General features: G+C 37.6%; 20 protein-coding genes. 14 read left to right on the top strand and 6 right to left on the bottom strand.

The window, feature by feature from the left end:
- The first annotated feature begins 19 nt into the window (after positions 1-19).
- Genes BLR62_RS07490 through BLR62_RS07480 form a run of 3 tightly spaced genes read left to right on the top strand, consistent with a single transcriptional unit; the run spans position 20 to position 2,594 of the window.
- Positions 20-772, top strand: a complete 753-nt coding sequence (locus BLR62_RS07490; RefSeq protein ID WP_090795382.1) for a metal ABC transporter ATP-binding protein — start codon at positions 20-22, stop codon at positions 770-772.
- Positions 769-1,641 (top strand): metal ABC transporter permease, encoded by an 873-nt coding sequence (locus BLR62_RS07485; RefSeq protein ID WP_176759253.1) that lies wholly within the window; start codon positions 769-771, stop codon positions 1,639-1,641. The genes BLR62_RS07490 and BLR62_RS07485 overlap by 4 nt, the downstream gene beginning before the upstream one ends.
- A 32-nt stretch (positions 1,642-1,673) precedes the next feature.
- Positions 1,674-2,594 carry a metal ABC transporter solute-binding protein, Zn/Mn family gene (locus tag BLR62_RS07480; protein WP_090795381.1) on the top strand — a complete coding sequence of 307 codons (921 nt, stop codon included), beginning with the start codon at positions 1,674-1,676 and terminating at the stop codon, positions 2,592-2,594.
- An 80-nt stretch (positions 2,595-2,674) separates the two neighbouring features.
- Here BLR62_RS07480 and BLR62_RS07475 read toward each other — a convergent pair whose 3' ends face one another.
- A complete protein-coding gene (locus BLR62_RS07475; RefSeq protein WP_090795379.1) occupies positions 2,675-3,910 on the bottom strand; it encodes a S1C family serine protease in 1,236 nt (411 codons plus the stop codon).
- 183 nt (positions 3,911-4,093) lie between these two features.
- Here BLR62_RS07475 and BLR62_RS07470 point away from each other — a divergent pair, with 183 nt between their 5' ends.
- From BLR62_RS07470 to glgP, 4 genes are all read left to right on the top strand, one after another.
- Positions 4,094-4,789 (top strand): response regulator transcription factor, encoded by a 696-nt coding sequence (locus tag BLR62_RS07470; protein WP_090795378.1) that lies wholly within the window; start codon positions 4,094-4,096, stop codon positions 4,787-4,789.
- Positions 4,786-6,105, top strand: coding sequence for a sensor histidine kinase (locus BLR62_RS07465; RefSeq protein ID WP_090795376.1), 1,320 nt, complete (start codon positions 4,786-4,788; stop codon positions 6,103-6,105). Before BLR62_RS07470 ends, BLR62_RS07465 begins: the two co-directional genes overlap by 4 nt.
- A 150-nt stretch (positions 6,106-6,255) precedes the next feature.
- Positions 6,256-8,076: a translational GTPase TypA gene (gene typA / locus BLR62_RS07460; protein WP_090795374.1), complete on the top strand. Its 1,821-nt coding sequence runs from the start codon at positions 6,256-6,258 to the stop codon at positions 8,074-8,076.
- Between the two features lie 204 nt (positions 8,077-8,280).
- Positions 8,281-9,888, top strand: coding sequence for an alpha-glucan family phosphorylase (gene glgP, locus BLR62_RS07455; RefSeq protein WP_090795372.1), 1,608 nt, complete (start codon positions 8,281-8,283; stop codon positions 9,886-9,888).
- Between the two features lie 56 nt (positions 9,889-9,944).
- On the opposite strand, the gene ehuA is transcribed toward glgP, so the two are convergent.
- From ehuA to BLR62_RS07430, 5 genes are all read right to left on the bottom strand, one after another.
- A complete protein-coding gene (gene ehuA / locus BLR62_RS07450; protein ID WP_090795369.1) occupies positions 9,945-10,715 on the bottom strand; it encodes an ectoine/hydroxyectoine ABC transporter ATP-binding protein EhuA in 771 nt (256 codons plus the stop codon).
- A 17-nt stretch (positions 10,716-10,732) separates the two neighbouring features.
- Positions 10,733-11,401, bottom strand: coding sequence for an ectoine/hydroxyectoine ABC transporter permease subunit EhuD (gene ehuD / locus BLR62_RS07445; protein WP_090795367.1), 669 nt, complete (start codon positions 11,399-11,401; stop codon positions 10,733-10,735).
- Positions 11,401-12,060, bottom strand: a complete 660-nt coding sequence (locus tag BLR62_RS07440; RefSeq protein WP_090795364.1) for an amino acid ABC transporter permease — start codon at positions 12,058-12,060, stop codon at positions 11,401-11,403. The genes ehuD and BLR62_RS07440 overlap by 1 nt, the downstream gene beginning before the upstream one ends.
- 114 nt (positions 12,061-12,174) lie before the next feature.
- The gene (ehuB, locus tag BLR62_RS07435; protein WP_090795362.1) at positions 12,175-13,065 is read right to left on the bottom strand and encodes an ectoine/hydroxyectoine ABC transporter substrate-binding protein EhuB; all 891 of its coding nucleotides are present in this window, start codon (positions 13,063-13,065) and stop codon (positions 12,175-12,177) included.
- Positions 13,066-13,398: 333 nt separating this feature from the next.
- Positions 13,399-13,977, bottom strand: a complete 579-nt coding sequence (locus BLR62_RS07430) for an HD domain-containing protein (protein WP_090795360.1) — start codon at positions 13,975-13,977, stop codon at positions 13,399-13,401.
- A gap of 275 nt (positions 13,978-14,252) precedes the next feature.
- Between BLR62_RS07430 and BLR62_RS07425 the strand changes: the two genes are divergently transcribed.
- From BLR62_RS07425 to cshA, 7 genes are all read left to right on the top strand, one after another.
- Positions 14,253-15,080, top strand: a complete 828-nt coding sequence (locus BLR62_RS07425; RefSeq protein ID WP_090795357.1) for a DUF368 domain-containing protein — start codon at positions 14,253-14,255, stop codon at positions 15,078-15,080.
- Positions 15,081-15,103: 23 nt separating this feature from the next.
- On the top strand, positions 15,104-15,616 hold the full coding sequence (locus tag BLR62_RS07420; protein ID WP_090795355.1) for a GNAT family N-acetyltransferase: 513 nt from the start codon (positions 15,104-15,106) through the stop codon (positions 15,614-15,616).
- A 15-nt stretch (positions 15,617-15,631) separates the two neighbouring features.
- Complete coding sequence (locus BLR62_RS07415) at positions 15,632-16,096, top strand: MarR family winged helix-turn-helix transcriptional regulator (RefSeq protein ID WP_090795352.1); 465 nt, start codon at positions 15,632-15,634, stop codon at positions 16,094-16,096.
- A 201-nt stretch (positions 16,097-16,297) separates the two neighbouring features.
- Positions 16,298-16,543, top strand: coding sequence for a glutaredoxin family protein (locus BLR62_RS07410; RefSeq protein WP_176759252.1), 246 nt, complete (start codon positions 16,298-16,300; stop codon positions 16,541-16,543).
- Positions 16,544-16,606: 63 nt separating this feature from the next.
- On the top strand, positions 16,607-16,825 hold the full coding sequence (locus BLR62_RS07405; RefSeq protein ID WP_176759251.1) for a YppG family protein: 219 nt from the start codon (positions 16,607-16,609) through the stop codon (positions 16,823-16,825).
- A 26-nt stretch (positions 16,826-16,851) separates the two neighbouring features.
- Positions 16,852-17,532, top strand: coding sequence for an alpha/beta hydrolase (locus BLR62_RS07400; RefSeq protein WP_090795345.1), 681 nt, complete (start codon positions 16,852-16,854; stop codon positions 17,530-17,532).
- 381 nt (positions 17,533-17,913) lie between these two features.
- Entirely contained in the window at positions 17,914-19,386 is a 1,473-nt protein-coding gene (cshA, locus tag BLR62_RS07395) for a degradosome RNA helicase CshA (RefSeq protein WP_090795344.1), read from the top strand.
- Positions 19,387-19,404: the final 18 nt, after the last annotated feature.

Below are 19,404 nucleotides of genomic sequence, written 5' to 3'. Positions count from 1 at the left end.
ACAAGGGAGGCTTTATACCATGACTCAAGCGATTGAAGTTGACCATCTATCTGTTTCTTATTATGGAAAGACTGTATTAGATGATGTGTCATTTGAAGCTGAAACGGCTCAATTAATCGGTATTATCGGTCCGAATGGGGCAGGTAAGTCAACGATGATTAAAGCAATTATGGGAATGATCCCAACTAATCAAGGTAATGTACGTGTATTAGGTAATCGTGTCGACCAGGTTAGAAAGCAAATTGCTTATGTTCCACAACGCAGCATGATTGATTTTGATTTCCCCGTATTGGTTGAAGATGTTGTTGTAATGGGACGCTATCCACATTTGAAATGGTGGCAACGTCCGAGTAAGAAAGATAGAGAAAAAGCGAGTGATTCACTAAGAGCAGTTGGTATGGAGGATTACGGGAAGCGGCAAATTGGTGAACTTTCAGGTGGTCAACAACAACGTGTGTTTTTGGCGCGAGCGCTTGCTCAAGAAAGTGACGTGTTATTTTTAGATGAACCATTTGCTGGTATTGATGTGACTTCTGAAGAGATCATTATTCATCTTTTGCGGCAATTGAAAGCTGAAGGAAAGACGATCTTTGTCGTGCATCATGATCTAAGTAAAGTGGAAACTTATTTCGATACGTTAATGATGTTAAACCGCACGTTAATCGGTTATGGAAAGACTAATGAAGTGTTCACACCGGATCGTGTGAGTGAGACGTATGATGGTAATGTGGCACGTCTATCGGGTAATCAGAATCAGGTGGTGATTGGATGATAGAACAGATGACGACGTTTGTTGATGCGTTAAGCCGTTATCCATTCTTACAAAACGCTGTTTTAGCTGGTGTCCTAGTTGGTGTTTTATGTGGTGTTGTGGGCACTTTTATCATTTTACGAGGTATGGCATTAATGGGAGAAGCCATTTCACACGCTGTTCTTCCTGGTGTGGTGTTATCCTATATACTCGGCGCAACAGGATTTTTTGCCGGAGCTGTATTAACTGGAACAATAGCGGCCTTAGGGATTGGCTACATTACGGAGAATAGTAAAATTAAAGACGACTCAGCGATTGGTATTTTACTTACAGGTATGTTTGCAATTGGTATTGTAATGGTAACGTCCTTAGGTGGTACAAATGTTGATGTTTGGCATATTTTATTTGGCAATGTATTGGCTGTTTCGCGCACAGATCTATGGATTACATTTGTGATTACCATTGTTGTCATCTTATCGGTGCTCGTCTTTTACAAACAACTTATATTAAGTACATTTGACCCGACGATGGCAAAAGCGATTGGGTTACCGACAAAATGGATTCATTATATCTTAATGATCGTATTATCACTCGTAACAGTCGTTTCGCTTAATACCGTAGGTGTTATTTTAGTGGTAGCTATGCTTATAACACCTGCATCAACTGCTTATTTATTGACGGATCGACTACCGATTATGCTTGTACTTTCATCCACGTTTGGTGTTATCTCAGCAGTTGTTGGTGTGTACTTATCATATATTTATGATGTAGCGACAGGTGCTTCTATCGTTGTTGTTGCGATGGCTATATTTACGTTCGTTTTTTTCTTTTCACCGAAACAAGGTGTAGCCATTCAGTGGTTTCGACGTTTATCAACAGGAAAAGTCTAAAGATGTATTAATCATAAAGGAGAACGAAAAGTATGAAGAAACAATTTATGTTAATCAATTTAAGTTTTTTAGCGATATTATTTGTATTAATGGGTTGTGGTGCGGATGAATCAGAAATTAATCATGAAGAAGAACATTTGGAAGTCGTTGTGACGTTATCCGTTATATCTGACATTGTCGAGCAGGTAGGTGGCGATCGAGTTGAGGTAGAGTATATTGTTCCAATAGGTGAAGAACCTGAAGAATATGAACCTGTCCCAAGTGATTTTGAAAAAGTCACGGATGCGAACCTTCTTTTTATTAATGGATTAGGTATAGAGCCGTGGTTAACTTCTCTTATGGATAATGCGACTGACACGCCATACACTGAATTAACAGAGGGAATTGACCCGATTACACTCGAAGGTGATCAAGAGGTCTATGATCCACATGCTTGGTTTGATCCATCATTGGTAAAGACATATGCTGATAATGCACTTGAGCATTTAATTGAACTTGACCCAGAGGGTGAATCGGTATACCGAGATAACGCAGAAAATTTCCATGCTGAACTAGATCAACTAGATGAATGGATAAGAGAAGAATTAGAAAGTGTTCCTGAAGGAAATCGACTGATAGCGACTAGTGAGAATGCTCTTGTTTATTTTGGTGCAGCATATGATTTTGATGTAGCCGGTATTTGGCCTTTGAATGCACATGAGGAGGGTACACCTCAACAAATATCTGATTTTGTTGATATGCTCACAGATCGCGATCTGCCTTATGTCTTTGTGGAGTCAACGGTGAATCCGAATTACATGGAGACAGTCTCTGATAATGCTGGTATTCCAATTTATGATGAACCTTTATATACGGATGCGTTAGGAGATGAGGCATCAGGTGTAACGTCATATATTGATTTTATGGAGCATAATGTTTCTGTAATCACAGATGCATTAGGAGAAATAGAATAAAAAGTAAAAGACCTTTTCTCAAAAAGTAGCTGAGAAAAGGTCTTTTTTTGATAGCCATAATCTAAGGTTTTCAATAAACTTTATTCACCTTCTAATGTGACATCGGTTTGTTCCTGTGCGCCATCACGGTAATACGTAATTGTAATGGTTTCGCCTACTTCCGTTTCGCTATATAAATATTGACGTAAATCCATCATGTCGTGAATAGGCTCACCATCAATATCTGTAATCACATCATACACAGCAAGGCCAGCATCAGCAGCAGATGAATCAGGTTGCACTTCAGCTACAACAATACCAGATGTGATTTCATTTGGATCTAAGTTCAATGTTTGATCAATATGCTGGGGTGGAACGGAACTGAAATCAATTGCGCTGATCCCCATAAATGGTCTTGTCACACTACCTTCAGTTTCCAACTGTTCAATGACTGGTTCTGCTTCATCAATTGGGATAGCAAACCCAATGCCCTCAACAGTACCTAATGCGATTTTCATGGAATTGATTCCAATAACTTCTCCTGAACTATTAATTAACGCACCACCACTATTACCAGGGTTGATCGCTGCATCTGTTTGGATAACATCAACGACCCAATCGGCGGTACCATCATTACTAAGGTCAACTTCTAATGAACGGTCGAGGCCACTAATAATACCTTTTGTCACGGTTCCGGCAAATTCAGTTCCAAGTGGGTTACCGATCGCAATCGCTGATTGGCCAACAGTTAAATCAGAAGAACTACCGAATTCGGCCACAGTTGATGCATGTTCTGCATCGATCGATAAGACAGCTAAATCGGTTAAATCATCTGAACCATGTAACTGTGCTTCGACGCGTTCTTCATCTTGTAAAATAACCTCAACTTCATTAGCTCCTTCAATGACATGGTGATTTGTAACAACAAAAGCTCTGTCATTTTCAATTTTATAAATAACACCAGATCCTTGACCACTTTCCCCAGCATCTGACCATAGATCGGTTGCTTGAATATTCGCAACCCCAACGACAGCTCCGGAAACATTGCTTAATACTTCTTCAGAAACACCATCATCACCTGTTGTTGTTTGAATTAATTGATGATCAGTTGAATCGGTTTGTAAATCTTCTTCTGTTTGCTCTGGTGTGTGAAGGGGAATAAAACCTGTAAATAAAAGGAGAAATCCAATAATTGCTACGGTTATTCCGCCTGTAATCCCGCTTAACCAAATCGACCAGGGGTTATTTTTTTGTTTTGTCTCTATGGGATTGTGACTTTCGTAATTTGAGTTTTCTTCTTGCTTTTCATCTTGCGATGGGTCATGAAATTCATTCATGTTAATCGCTCCTTTCTATATAAACAGGTGAGATATTAATTGTTATACCCTTATATCTTCAAGTATAACGCGCAAAAATGGCATTAATTCGGTATAATTGTATAAAAAGTATGAAAGAAAAATGAGTGGAAACATTGATCGCTTTTGTGAGAAAATAAAGATAGGATGAGGAGGTAATAAAGAATGGCGTATCATATTTTTATTGTAGAGGATGATCCGAATATACGTGATATCGTATCAGCGTATTTAAAAAAAGAAGGCTATATTGTGTCACTTGTCGATAATGCAGAAGAGGCGTGGCAACAGACGCGATTAAACCAACCTGATATGTGGATTCTAGATATTATGCTTCCAGGCATGGATGGATATGAATTGTGTAAGAAAATTAGAGATGAGAGTGATGTTCCGATTATTATCATTTCAGCCAAAGATGAAGAGGTTGATAAAATTTTAGGATTAGAATTAGGTAGTGATGATTATTTAACGAAGCCATTTAGCCCTAGGGAACTATTAGCAAGGGTTAAACGTTTATTTAAAAGAGTAGAAGCAATTGAAGTGAAATCAACGCCTAGAGATAATATATATCAAGTCGATACATTAATTTTAAAACCGGATGATCGCCGTGTTTTCTTTGACGATGATGAAATTGAAGTGACATCTAAAGAGTATGATTTATTATTTCATTTAATTCAAAGCCAAAACCGAGCTTTTTCACGTGAAGAATTGTTGACGCTTATATGGGGAGATGATTATTTCGGAAGTGATCGAGCTGTTGATGATTTGGTAAAACGACTGAGAAAGAAAATGGAAGGTGTTCCAATCGAGACGGTATGGGGCTATGGTTATAGATTAAGGACAGAAGCTGAGGGCGGTACATGAAGTTACAAACGCAATTAACGTTAGCATTTACAACCCTTCTTGTTATTACGATGTCGATTGTAGCGATTACGATCCATTCGCTGCTCTTAAATGTTTTAATTCAAAATGAAGAAGAACAGCTGCAAGAAAAAGGCGAAATTTTAACGCAGTTTTTGTTTGATGAGTATGCGCCTGGTCAATTATCAGAGTGGTTAACGGATGAAGATTTGCACATGTTTGTTTATGATCGTTCAATGAGTCAACTCATGTTATACTCGACAGCACTTGATGTTGAGGTTATTGAAGATTGGGTCAATATGTATGATCTAACGCAAGATGATCAGCCTTTATGGACAGACAATGATACGCATTATGTTGTATCGATTTTGCCGATGGCTCCAGGTGTATTAAACCGCGAACTTGTATTGATTACACCGTTAGATGATATTCAACAAGTACAACAGACGTTCTTTAATCGCTTAATGATTGTATTTTTGATTGGCTTATTAGTCATCATTGCATTAACCCATTATTTAACGAGTCGCTTAGTGACGCCACTCACGCAATTAAAGCATCAATTGAAAAAAATTGAGAGACGTCAATTTGATCAAATTAAACGTGTAAAAGCAACAGGTGAGATTAAAGAAGTCGAAAAAAGTGTCGTAGATATGGCGACCGAGCTTGAGCGTTATATGAAATCACAGCAGCAATTTTTCCAAAATGCAAGTCATGAGTTGAAAACGCCACTGATGACGATTCAAGGTTATGCTGAAGGGATTCGAGATGGTGTGTTTGAATCAGAGGACCAAGAAAGAGGACTTGAGGTCATGGTAGCAGAAATCAGTCGCTTGAAGACGATTATTAACGAGATGATTTTATTAGCTAAGTTAGATAGTGACGATTCAATTTATGAAGAAGAATCACTTTATGTAAGTGAACTGGTTCAATCAACAGTAGACCGAGCAATTCCTTTTGCTACAGATTATCAAATTGCGCTCAATCATAATGTCGTTGAAGACAGTTTGATTCGGGTCGATCAAGAAAAAATGCTTAGAGCGATGATGAATATTGTGACAAATGCGATTCGACACGCCGAGAAGCAGGTTTTTGTTGAAGTCATGCCGAAAAATGGTAGGATTCAAATCACCATTGATGACGATGGTGATGGTATTGATGAGTCCTTGATGCCTCAATTATTCGAACGATTTATTAAAGGTAAAGGTGGAGAAACAGGATTGGGACTTGCGATCTCAAGAGCCATTGTAGAGAAATCAAACGGTCATATTTTTGTCGAAGATTCACCAATGGGTGGTGCTCGATTTATCATTATCTTATAAAAAGTGAAGATCCGAGTGAATACTCGGGTCTTTTTATCTAGGTTTCGAGTAAAATTGACAAAAAAACATATACTTAACCTGTCTATGTATGCTATACTAGTCCAGTTACAGTGTTAATGAGCGTTTGCTATAAAAGAGGAGATGTAAAACATGCAATTAAGAGAAGATATTCGAAACATTGCTATTATTGCCCACGTTGATCATGGGAAAACCACATTAGTCGATCAATTACTTCGTTATTCAGGTACCTTTAGAGACAATGAACAAGTTGACGAACGTGCGATGGATTCGAATGATATAGAAAAAGAGCGCGGTATTACGATTTTAGCAAAAAATACAGCGATTAATTATAATGATACGCGTATCAATATTTTAGACACCCCTGGGCACGCTGACTTTGGTGGTGAAGTTGAACGTATTTTAGAGATGGTAGATGGTGTATTGCTTGTTGTTGATGCTTATGAAGGCTGTATGCCTCAGACGCGCTTTGTGCTTAAAAAAGCGCTTGAACAAAAGTTAACACCTGTCGTTGTATTAAACAAAATTGACCGTCCCAATTCTCGACCTCAAGAAGTTGTAGATGAAGTGCTCGATTTATTCATCGAACTAGGTGCAGATGACGATCAATTAGAATTCCCTGTTGTGTATGCATCAGCGATTAATGGAACGTCTGGTGATGAACCAGAAGAACAAGAAGAGTCAATGGAATCTGTCTTTAAAATTATTATGGATAAAATTCCATCTCCAGTTGATCAAAGTACAGAACCACTTCAGTTCCAAATTACGTTGTTAGATTATAATGACTATCTTGGACGGATTGGTGTTGGACGAGTATCAAGAGGATCGATTAAAGTGGGTCAGCAAGTTGCGCTTGTTAAAAAAGACGGCAAAACGAAGAATTTCCGAGTGAGTAAGATGTTTGGCTTTTTAGGCTTGAAAAAAGTAGAGATTAATGAAGCGCAAGCAGGTGACATCATTGCCCTAGCTGGCTTAGAAGATATTAACGTAGGTGAGACCGTCTGCCCAGTTGATCATATTGATGCCTTACCTTTATTACACATTGATGAGCCGACACTACAAATGACATTTGTTGTGAATAACTCACCATTTGCCGGAAAAGAAGGAAACTATATCACATCAAGACGTATTGAAGAACGTTTAATGATGCAATTAGAAACAGATGTTAGTTTACGTGTTGAACAGACAGCTTCACCAGATGCGTGGGTTGTATCAGGACGCGGTGAATTGCACTTGTCTATCTTAGTAGAAAACATGCGACGTGAAGGCTATGAACTTCAGCTTTCTAAACCGCAAGTTATTATTAAAGAAATTGACGGCGTTCAATGTGAGCCGATGGAACGTGTTCAAATTGATGTACCAGAAGATTATACAGGAGCAGTTATGGAATCCTTAGGTGAACGTAAAGGTGAAATGCTTGATATGGTCAATCAAGGAAATGGCCAAGTTCGCCTTGAGTTTAAAGTCCCTTCACGTGGCTTAATTGGTTATTCAACAGAATTTATGACACAAACTCGCGGTTATGGTATTATCAATCATACGTTTGATAGCTATGCGCCTTTAATTGAAGGCACTGTCGGTGGGCGTAGACAAGGTGTTTTAGTCGCACTTGAACAAGGTAAAGCTTCAACGTATGGTATTATGAACCTTGAAGATCGCGGAACTATTTTTGTAGAGCCTGGAACAGAAGTGTATTCTGGTATGATCGTTGGCGAGCATAATCGTGATAATGATTTGACTGTTAATATTACGAAAGAAAAACACTTAACAAACGTGCGATCAGCTAATAAAGATCAGACATCAACGATCCGAAAGACACGTCAAATGTCGTTAGAAGAAGCGATTGAATACTTGGATGATGATGAATACTGTGAAGTAACACCTGAATCGATTCGTTTACGTAAAAAAATCTTAAATAAAAACGAACGTGAAAAAGCAGCTAAAAATAAATAATGAACTAAATTGTGAGTGATACTTAATTTTAAAAGTATCACTTATTTTTTACTGAAAATAATGCAATCGTTTTCATTTAAGTGTGGTAATTTAATGAAAAATCTAGTAGACTAGACAATGAAAGGGTTTTTATATAAAGCAGAGAATTCTATATAAAAACCCTGCTGAAACATTCATTCTACTAATGCTGAGGAGGAATTTTCAATGGTAAAAAAAGAGCAACGTGTCGCTTATTTTTGTATGGAGTACGGTCTGGATACAAAAATGAAAACGTATGCAGGAGGATTAGGGATTTTAGCGGGAGATTATTTAAAAGGCGCTAAAGATCATGATTTTCCGATGGTTGGTATAGGAATTAAGTGGAAGCAAGGTTACACAGATCAGCGAATTGATGACGAGGGCAAACCGTATGATGCTTATCATAATTATGATTATGATTTTCTAGAAGATACGGGTGTTAAAGTTACGGTGACAATTAGAAGACAAGATATTGTTTGTAAGGTTTGGAAAGTTGATCAGTTTGGAAACGTCCCACTTTATTTATTAGACACAGATTTACCAGAAAACCCAGAGACGTGGATTACAGGACAGTTGTATGGATGGTTCGGCGAAGAACGGATTGCGCAAGAAATTGTGTTAGGTATAGGGGGTGTGAAAGCGCTTCGTGCTTTAGGTATAGATACTGATATCTATCACTTTAATGAAGGACATGCGCTATTTGCAGGTTTTGAGTTAATGAAAGAGAAAATGGATCAAGGTGCATCTTTTGAAAGTGCCTGGGAAGAGACGAAAAAAGAAACGGTCTTTACAACGCATACCCCTGTCCTGCAAGGGAACGAATCACACCCAATTGAGCGACTTATGTATATGGGTGCAAACAATGGGTTGACCGTTGAACAACTGGTTGAGCTTGGTGGTGCTCCGTTTAACATGACAGTAGGTGCTCTTCGTTTATCGAAGAAATCAAATGCTGTGGCAGAGTTGCATAGCGAAACAGCTAATGATATGTGGTCGCACGTTGAAGGGCGTAGTGAAATAATCCCCATTACAAACTGTATACACAGACCAACGTGGGTCGATGAGAAAATGTTAAAAGCTGCTGAAGGAGAAGGTGACCTTTGGCAAGAGCATATGAAGAATAAGCGTGATTTAATCGACTTCATCGAAGATCGCAACGGGATTAGGTTGGATGAAGACAAAATGATCATTGGCTTTTCTAGAAGGGCAGCACCTTATAAACGAAGTGACTTTATTTTTACAGATGAAGAAGTGATCGCGCCGCTATTAGAATCGAAAACAATCCAAATTGTTTTCTCAGGAAAAGCACACCCACTTGATGATAATGGCAAGAAAATCGTCAAATCATTAGTGAAGATGGCGAAACAATATCCTGAGTCTGTTATCTTTTTAGAGAATTACGATATGACCATTGGTAAGATGTTAACACGAGGATCGGATGTTTGGCTCAATAATCCTAGACGACCTAAAGAAGCGAGTGGTACGTCAGGAATGAAAGCAGCTATGAATGGCGTACTAAATTTCTCAACACTAGATGGTTGGTGGCCTGAAGCATGTGAGCATGGCGTGAACGGATGGCAATTTGGAGATGGTTTTGAATCGGATGATGAAGCTGAACTAGATCGTCATGATTTAAAAGCATTGTACAAAGTCCTCAAGGAAGAAGTATTGCCAACATATTATGAAAACCATGAGAAATGGGTCGAAATGATGGAGGCGAGTATTAATAGTACGAAAGAATATTATGCGATCAAACGTATGTTAGACGATTACTACTCAAAATTATACCAATAAAAATTAAAGAAGACGCATTCGCTGTTAAAAACGAATGCGTCTTCTTTCTTTGTCTATTAGTTACGGAAGCGGCTTAAGAACTCTCGAAGACGCGGATTCTCTGAATGTTCAATAACATCAGCTGCGGATCCTTGTTCTGCTATAACTCCTTCGTCTAAGAAAAGGACTTTATCAGCAATATCGAGTGCGAAATCCATCTCGTGTGTAACGAGAACCATCGCCATATCATCATTTTTAGCGATATCACGAATAACTTCGAGTACTTCTCCAACTAATTCAGGATCAAGTGCAGATGTTACCTCATCAAATAACATAACCTTAGGTCGCATGACGAGTGCACGAGCCATTGCAACACGTTGTTTCTGACCACCTGACAGTTGAGATGGGTAGTTATCGAATTTATCACCTAACCCAACACGTTCAAGCATTTCCATTGAACGTTGTTCGACTTCTTTTTTATCTTCACCTTTAACGTTAATCGGTGCTGTCATGCAGTTTTCTAAAATCGTCATGTGAGGAAACAGGTTAAAGTGTTGGAAGACCATCCCAATATCCCCGCGTACTTGGCGAAGATGCTTTTCATTTGCATCGACCATTGCACCGTTTTTCTCCATTTTCCATAAATTTGTTCCATCGACGATAATATCACCAGATGTTGGTTCTTCTAATGTCATCAACATACGAATAATCGTTGTTTTACCAGAACCACTAGGTCCGATCACTGCAACTTTTTCAGCTGGATGGATGTCTAAGTCTATACCTTTTAAAACTTTGACATCACCGAATGATTTATGAACATCTTTATATTGAACAATCGGTTCACTCATAGTTTACAACTCCTTTATTAGTATCGGTTGTTAAGTTTTAATTCAAGTTTTTTAATTAAGTAAGCTGATGGATAGCTTAATGCTAAGAAGATAATACCTACAATAGTTAATGCTTCGATTAAGTTAAAGTGCTGTGAACCAAAGCTGTTTGCCATGTGTAAGATGCCTGTAACCCCAATAGTTGAAGCTAAAGGTACTTCTTTAAACATAATGATAAAGTAATTCCCAAGCATCGGAACGGTTGGTGGGAATGCTTGTGGTAAAATAATTCGTCGCCACTTATCAATTAATGAGAAGTTAAGCGCTTTTGCTGCTTCCCATTGACCTTGACCAACACTTTCAATTCCTGATCGGTAAATCTCACCAATATAAGTACTGAAGTGAACGCCCAAGCCTATGACCGCACTAGCAAATGGGCTTAAGGTCATACCAACTACTGGAATGACTGGCCAAGCATAATAAATGAAGAATAATTGAACAAGCGGAGGCGTTGAACGAATGAACTCCATAATCCAAGTAATTGTCCAATTAAATCCTCTATTTGGTATACGTCTTAAAAAGGTCCAAACAAGACCGAAAAGTAGCGCAAATAAGAATGAACTTAATGTAACCATAACGGTTGTGCCTAGCCCGCTTAATACATAAGGAAGTGCGTCTGAAAATCGTTCCCAACTCCAATAATTCATTAGCTAGCCACTCCCTTCTTGGAAATCTCTTCTGCTTTTCGGGTTGCAAAGATTAGTGGTAATGCTAATAAGAAGTAAAAACCTAAAACAACAATATAAATTAAAGGTGCTTGAGATAGATTTGAACTTCTTAAAATATCACCATAATATAAAATGTCGTTAAGCCCAATAAGTGAGACGAGCGCTGTCCCTTTTAGCATTTGAATCGTATAGTTTCCGAATTCTGGCAACATCATTCGGACTGCCTGTGGGAAAATAATGAGACGCATTCTTTGGGTGCTTGACATGTTAAGCGCGGTTGCGGCTTCATATTGACCGGGTGCTACTGAAATAATAGAACCACGTACAACCTCAGAAAGGTAAGCGCCATAGTTCAATCCGATCGCAATAACACCAATTACCCAGTTAGATCCTAAGTCTATACCGAAAAGCATTGGGATCGCATAATATAGCCAGAATAGTTGAACAATTAAAGATGTCCCACGGAATATTTCGATATAAAGACCTGTAAACTTGCGAAGAAAAACATTTTTTGAAAGACGGCTTAAGCCAGCAATAAAACCCATTAAATAAGCGAATAAAGCTGAAGCAATTAATATTGTGATCGTAATACCGAGTCCACGCCCCAGTTGTGAACTAATGTTTATAATATCGTCCACTGGATTCACTCCTTTGTTATTATTAGTAGACAGAAAAAGAAAGTCCAGTCCCTGGGTTTAGGAACTGGACCCGATGGTTTTCTCTGTCTGAATATACAGTTTTAATCTTGTGAATTAATAATGTTCGCCACTGATAACACTATCAGTTGTGACTTCCTCAGGTGGGAAGTTTGTTTCTGGGTGGAATCCGTTTTCTTCAAGTAGATCTTGTACGGTTCCATCTTCTTTTAATTCTTGAAGTGCTTCGTTATAAGCGTCACGTAATTCTTCATCTTCTAAGCTGAATGCAGCAGCACCATAACTTGGTACACCTTCAACATCAGGTTGTTCGAAATCTTCTACAATTTCAAGGTCATCTGTATCTGCTGATTCAAATGCCATACGCATTGTCATTTCTGTACCTGTTGTTACATCTGCACGCCCCGCTTGAACAGCTGCAAAAGTATCAGGGATACTTGATGCGAATTCAATTTGATCATCATCAACACCTGATTCACGTAAGAAATCAACGCCTGTTGCACCTTCCATAACGATAACTGTAATATCAGGGTTGTTTGCAATGTCTTCGAAACTGTAAATATCGTGTGGGTTACCTGCTTCTGCTACTAATCCCTCACCATACATCATTTCAGGTTCACCAAACAGTACGTTTTCAGCACGATCAGGTGTGATTGCCATACCTGCCGTAACAGCATCGAATTGTCCAGCCTGTACGCCTGGTACAAGTTGACCCCAATCAGCAAGTTCGCCTTCAACATTGTCTATGCCAATTTCATTGAAAACAGCATTAGCGATATCGAACGCTGCTCCTCGTAGTTCACCATCTTCTTCATATGCATAGGGTGCTTCGTTAGCGAAACCGACAGTTACTGTGCCTTCTTCTTGAAGTTCTGCTAATCGACCTTCGCCATTTTCACCTTCACCTTCACCATTATCTCCATTTCCACATGCTGCTAGTACCATGACAAGTGCAGCAAACAATAAAGCTTTAACTAGTTTTTTCAAGTTAAAAACCCTCCTAATTTATTTAGAAAACAAATGAATGTTTTCTTTAGTAATATCTCTAGTGGTTTCTTTATCTTTATACCACCACCATGTTTTTTTAAACCTTAATTGTTAAGGTTTTACATGGATGTATATAATGATAGCGGTATTTGAAGTGTTGTTCAAACGAGTTGAGTACTTAATAAATCGTATTTAACCCTAAAATAAGTTAATGATTTAAATCAGCGTTTAGATACCTCTAAATGATCTGTTATAGTCATGAATACGCTAGTATGCTTAAAAAATGGTCGCGTTTAACAAAAAAAGGAAAAAATAAAAGCAACCAACGTTAAGTTAGTTGCCATCATATGTCGCTTCTGCTTCCAAAAATTTGTCCAATAATCCTTTGTATAAATACATAAGTGGATGATGTGAGTCGGTATCAATTCCTTGGATTACGCTATCATACATTTCTTGATAATACCATTGTTGTTTGTATTTTTGACGTTCGAATGCTTGCCACATCCCTTCGCCATGTATCATTTCACTATCGATCATAGACTGGAGGTTATCAATTTTGTCAGCACAGGCAATTAATTTCACAGGAAGGGGTGCTGATCTAATGGTTTCAATGCTCTTTTGTTTACGTGCTTCCCACTCTTCATTTTGTTGATCTTCAGTTAAAAATCTGACGTATTCAGTAACAGTTTCACCGAATAGGCTTTTAATTTCATCCAATGTTCCATCTGTATCTTCAACAATATCATGTAGTAAACCTGCAATAACGGTATCACTATCACAACCGTGTTCTTTCAATAACATAGCAACTCGATATGGATGAGCAATGTAGGGTGTTTCTTCAACTTTTCTTACTTGTTTGTCATGTTTAGTTGTTGCATAAGTAATCGCGCGCATTATTTGATTTCTAATCATGGGTCATTCCCCCTTATTGATCTTGAGATCTTCAATGATAAATTATTCTATTTATATTATACTGTTTATCATAAGCTTTAGAAAGCAAGAATACTTTTATTTTTGAGATTGACAAATTGAATGGATAAATTTAAAAGTGAAAATAGAAGTAACTGATAAAAAAGATGGGGAAGCAATCATTATGTCATAACTAAAAAATAATATAAAGTAGTGGTGGATTTTGGTATAATGCAAACGTGTATAAATACAAAGGTCGTAAAAGGAGAACAGATAGAATGGAATGGAAAAATTTATATAGAGGCATGATGATGGGGGCGAGTGATATAGTTCCGGGAGTCAGTGGTGGTACGATCGCCCTTGTATTAGGAATTTATGATCAACTTATCTTATCAATTAATAATTTAATGAGTAAGAGTTGGAAAAAGCAACTTGGCTTTCTGATCCCACTAGGAGTGGGGATTGTAGGTGCTATTATCCTTTTGTCAGGTTTAATCGAATGGTTATTTGATCATTATCCAAGACCTACTCAATTTGGTTTCTTAGGGTTAATTTTAGGTGTGTTACCGTTTTTATTTAAAAAAGCTGAAGTAAAATATGAGTTTGTGTGGTATCACTACTTTTTGTTAGTGATCGGAGCGGTTTTAGCAGCATCACTTAGTTTCTTTCAAGGTAGCGAAGAGTTCATTATTACAGAAATTGATTTTTTAACATATGTGTTTTTGTTCTTTTCAGGATTCATTGCGAGTACGGCCATGGTCTTACCTGGTATTAGTGGTTCGTTGATTCTTTTGATTATGGGTGCTTATGGAACGATCATTCATGCTGTGAATGAGTGGCATTTCAATATTTTGATTACAGTTGGAATCGGGATCGTCATAGGGGTTTTAACCATGAGTAAAATTATTAAATATTTCTTAATGCATTACACGTATGCAACTTACGGGGTTGTTATTGGTTTAGTTATAGGTTCAATTTACGTTATTTACCCCGGTTTGCCAGTCAGTTATAACGACTTAGCATTGAGTGTCTTTGGTTTTAGTTTAGGTCTTTTAGTAGCCTTTATATTAGGAAAGATGGAATATAAAGAAGTCATTGAATCATAAATCATGCAAGTGAGGGAACTTAGATGATCAGACAAGCAACGAAGAATGATTTAGCAGCAGTCATGGTTTTAATTGATCGTGTGAAGGGCAAAATGAATGCACAAGGTAATTTTCAATGGGATGAACAGTATCCATTAAAGGAAGACTTCCTATCAGATTATGAGTCACAAGAGCTTTATTTATATGAAAAAAATGATGGAATCTATGGAGTCTGCACGATTGCAGAAAAAGGGCATGAAGAGTATGGAACAATTAATTGGACAGATTTAGAAGCGGGTCTAACGATTAAACGATTAGCGATTGATCCACATTTCACTGGTAAGGGCATTGCTGATGATTTCCTTGACTATGCTGAAGAATTGGTGCGACAAAAAGAGAAGCGCTTTTTATTAGCAGATACATTTGCGGATAATACTTACGCTAACCTATTATTCAAAAGGCGAAAATTTAAATTCGTTGAAAAAAGAGAAGATCCTAATGCAGATATTATGCTTCACTATTACGAAAAAGAAATTTATCAGGATCCACTTTATTAAAAAGGAGACGCTATAATGGATGAACAAAGAAAGTTATACAATGAAAAAAAACAAGATCCATCATTAAAATTATTTGTTGTCTTATCTAAAGCTTATCGGTCTGTAAGTGATCAAGTTGCACAAGACATTCGTGAAAAAGGTTTGAATACAACAGATTTTGGTGTGCTAGAGCTACTTTATCATTCGGGCGAACAACCTTTGCAAAAGATTGGTGATAAAATTTTATTAGCAAGCGGGAGTATCACCTATGTAATTGATAAGTTAGAGAAAAAAGGTTACATCAGTCGGAGGCAATGTTCTGAGGATAGAAGGATCACCTACGCTTCGATCACAGAAGAAGGACAAGCGTTACTTAATGACTTGTTCCCGGATCATTGGAAGCAAATTGAGCAAATTACAGCCGGATTAACAGATAATGAAAAAAGTGAAGCGATCCAATTATTGAAGAAATTAGGTCAATATGCGGATGAGCTAAAATAAGCGTGCGTTCGGTTCTCAATTAGAGAATCGGACGTTTTTTTAATATTTTTTAAACGAAGAGTATAAAAAAGTAAAGAAAGATGCTACATGATGTTTACTCGTGAGTGTTGCGGGTATAGGGGTATTAGCTTACATGTATGGATTTTTATTTATATTAAACATCTTAGTCAGTCATTATATATGCAAAGGGGAATGAGGTTTATGTCGAAGGAAACATTAACGGTCTATATCAGTGAACAGTGTAGAGACTGTGATCGAGTAACCGATTTGTTGAATCAACTAGGTGCTTCGTACCAAGAAAAAAACATCAGTGAAAATCGGACTTATTTAAAAGAGTTGCAAGCGTTAAGTATTTTTGCAACACCTGTTGTAATGACAGAAGATCGAACGATTTTAGGGTATCAAGAATCAAAAATTAAGAACTTGGTTGATCGGATGAGTCGTTAATCACGTTTAACGGTTTTGTTCATACACTACTCTTGAAAAGGATCGAGACAGGAGTGTATGTTTATGAAAAATTTTAGTCAAGAGAAACCGCCCTATTCACATAATGAGTGGATGTATGATGAGATGAATCAGCCCAATGAGACGATTCCTGCCTATTTTCAAAATCATAACGGACAGCTCGATGTTGAAAAAGTGATTCAAACGATTTCTCAAGTGGCTGAAACAGCGCAACAATTCACACCACTTGTAAAAGAGATACAGTCATTGATTAAAAAAACATAAAAAACAAATGATTAGGAGGAGCGAACGTGATCGGTTGTTTGTGTATACATGGTTTTACAGGCGCTCCTTATGAGATTGAGCCATTAACCGAGCATTTAAAAAAGAAGACAAATTGGATGATGCGTATTCCAACATTACCAGGACACGGCATCGAGCTCGATCTTGATAATGTTAATTATGAAGCGTGGTTAGAAACTGCAGAAAAAGCCTATTCAGAACTGAGAGAACAAGTAGATGTTATTTACTTAATTGGTTTTTCCATGGGAGGTATGATCAGTGCGTATCTTGCGGCTAAATACGGTGCGGATCGGCTTGTTATGCTATCCCCTTCCCGAAAATATTTGAGCCTTTCAAAGATGTCGGTGGAAGTTAGTCAATTGATCAAAGATCGAATTATGGGTGAAATTGAAGATAACTTTACGTATCAAAATTATAAACATAAACAAGGTTTAATTCCAGTTCGTTCTTATGTTGAATTTATAAAATGTATGAATGAGACAAAAAAGTATTTAAGTGACGTTACTTGTCCGACACTTGTGTTGCAGGGGATTCAAGATGGACTTGTCCCTTATCGTTCTACTCATTATTTAGATGAAGAAATTAGTGGGCCAGTCGATGTGATTTATTATGCAGATTCAAAACATTTAATTTGTTTAGGTGATGACCAACACGTCGTTATTGATGCCGTTTTCAATTTCTTATCATGAAAACAAATGAGCCAGTTAGCTAGTATAAATGTCTTTGGTATGTTAGAATGTAAACATCCATTGAATGCTCGTAAATAGGCCTCTTCCATGTGTGTATCTGGAGGAAGGCTTTTTTCACGTTAATAACGGACTCAAATGAAAAAGTTAGATAAACGAAAAGATTTAATGATAAAATCTACAAAGCGATTCATACTAACGGTATGAATGATTGCGGGATAAATCCATATTAAAAAGAATAACTAACGATATAAAAATAGAAAGCAACACTTCACTTTTATGGATGAGAATATGAGGCGAAACAAGCTCATAATAGGTCAGATTGTTAACGTGTCGTAACGTGCGCACGATGAGAACCGAAAGAAAAAGGAGTATGAGAAAACATTGACAACATTTCAATCACTAAGTATTTCAGAACCAATCATGAAAGCATTAAACCAAATGGGGTTTGAAGAAGCAACCCCGATTCAAGAGCAGACGATTCCACTAGGACTAGAAGGTAAAGATGTTATCGGTCAAGCGCAGACTGGTACTGGTAAAACAGCTGCTTTTGGTATCCCGATGCTTGAAAAGATTGACAAAAAACAAAGAAAGATACAAGGGCTCGTTGTAGCACCTACGCGGGAACTTGCTATTCAAGTATCAGAAGAATTGCACCGATTAGGTAAAATGAAAGGTGTTAGAACATTACCTGTTTATGGTGGACAACATATGGAGCGTCAGATTAAAGCATTAAAAGATGGACCTCACATTGTTGTCGCAACACCAGGGCGTTTGCTTGACCACATTAGAAGAAAAACGATTCGTATCGATCAAGTTCATACAGCCGTTTTAGATGAAGCAGACGAAATGCTTAATATGGGCTTTATTGATGATATTCGTGACATCTTAAAGGCGATACCGACAGAGCGTCAAACCTTACTGTTCTCTGCAACAATGCCTAAAGAAATTCGTAATATTGCACAGACGTTGATGCAATCACCTGAAGAAGTAAAAGTGAAATCGAAAGCGATGACTGTATCAAACATTGATCAAAACTTCGTCGAACTTCAAGAAAAACAAAAGTTTGATGCATTAACAAATCTTTTAGATATTCATATTCCAGAACTTGCGATTATATTTGGTCGTACAAAAAAACGTGTTGACGAATTAACAGAAGGACTTCAAGCGCGTGGTTTCCGTGCTGAAGGAATCCATGGTGATCTCACACAAGGTAAACGTACAAGTGTCTTAAAGCAATTTAAAAATGGACGTATTGAAATTCTTGTAGCGACTGATGTAGCTGCTCGTGGTCTTGATATTTCAGGCGTTTCACACGTTTATAACTTTGATATCCCACAAGATCCTGAAAGTTATGTTCACCGAATTGGACGTACAGGACGTGCGGGTAAGACAGGTGTTGCGATTTCATTTATTACACCAAGAGAAATGCCGCATTTACAGTCTATTGAAAAAATGACGAAGAGTAAGATGAATCGTATGAAAGTTCCAAGTTATGATGAAGCGCGTCGTGGTCAACAACGCATCGCTGTAGATCAATTAAATTCAGCTGTTAAAAGCGGGAACTTAGAAGATTATCGTGAAATGGCGATGGAATTGTTAAATGAACAAGACTCTGTTTCACTAGTTGCGGCAGCATTAAAAATGATGACAAAAGAACGTCGTCAAGCGCCTGTTACTTTATCATCTGTTCAACCAGTGAGTGTGAAGCGCTCATCAAAAGGAAAAGGCAGAAATGATAAACGTAATAATTACCGAGGTAAAAATGATAAGAAACGTCATTATAATCCAAAAGGTAATAAGCCATCAGGTCGTAATCGTAAATTCCAAAATAAACGTGGTTCTAAATCAGAATAACGACATAAAAAAGCAAGC

Origin of the sequence: Pelagirhabdus alkalitolerans (assembly GCF_900096905.1) — a bacterium.
Classification (GTDB): domain Bacteria; phylum Bacillota; class Bacilli; order Bacillales; family Amphibacillaceae; genus Pelagirhabdus; species Pelagirhabdus alkalitolerans.
Note: the sequence above shows the minus strand (reverse complement) of the source record. Positions and strands in the feature narration are given on the sequence as shown.

Bases quoted from the DNA above. Each gene is read 5' to 3' on its own strand.
- glgP (WP_090795372.1), top strand. From the start codon at position 8,281: ATGGTAAAAAAAGAGCAACGTGTCGCTTATTTTTGTATGGAGTACGGT.
- BLR62_RS07485 (WP_176759253.1), top strand. From the start codon at position 769: ATGATAGAACAGATGACGACGTTTGTTGATGCGTTAAGCCGTTATCCA.
- ehuD (WP_090795367.1), bottom strand. From the start codon at position 11,401: ATGAATTATTGGAGTTGGGAACGATTTTCAGACGCACTTCCTTATGTA.
- BLR62_RS07415 (WP_090795352.1), top strand. From the start codon at position 15,632: ATGGATGAACAAAGAAAGTTATACAATGAAAAAAAACAAGATCCATCA.
- BLR62_RS07410 (WP_176759252.1), top strand. From the start codon at position 16,298: ATGTCGAAGGAAACATTAACGGTCTATATCAGTGAACAGTGTAGAGAC.
- BLR62_RS07420 (WP_090795355.1), top strand. From the start codon at position 15,104: ATGATCAGACAAGCAACGAAGAATGATTTAGCAGCAGTCATGGTTTTA.
- BLR62_RS07425 (WP_090795357.1), top strand. From the start codon at position 14,253: ATGGAATGGAAAAATTTATATAGAGGCATGATGATGGGGGCGAGTGAT.
- BLR62_RS07475 (WP_090795379.1), bottom strand. From the start codon at position 3,910: ATGAATGAATTTCATGACCCATCGCAAGATGAAAAGCAAGAAGAAAAC.
- BLR62_RS07465 (WP_090795376.1), top strand. From the start codon at position 4,786: ATGAAGTTACAAACGCAATTAACGTTAGCATTTACAACCCTTCTTGTT.
- ehuA (WP_090795369.1), bottom strand. From the start codon at position 10,715: ATGAGTGAACCGATTGTTCAATATAAAGATGTTCATAAATCATTCGGT.
- typA (WP_090795374.1), top strand. From the start codon at position 6,256: ATGCAATTAAGAGAAGATATTCGAAACATTGCTATTATTGCCCACGTT.
- BLR62_RS07490 (WP_090795382.1), top strand. From the start codon at position 20: ATGACTCAAGCGATTGAAGTTGACCATCTATCTGTTTCTTATTATGGA.
- BLR62_RS07430 (WP_090795360.1), bottom strand. From the start codon at position 13,977: ATGATTAGAAATCAAATAATGCGCGCGATTACTTATGCAACAACTAAA.
- BLR62_RS07405 (WP_176759251.1), top strand. From the start codon at position 16,607: ATGAAAAATTTTAGTCAAGAGAAACCGCCCTATTCACATAATGAGTGG.
- BLR62_RS07470 (WP_090795378.1), top strand. From the start codon at position 4,094: ATGGCGTATCATATTTTTATTGTAGAGGATGATCCGAATATACGTGAT.
- BLR62_RS07480 (WP_090795381.1), top strand. From the start codon at position 1,674: ATGAAGAAACAATTTATGTTAATCAATTTAAGTTTTTTAGCGATATTA.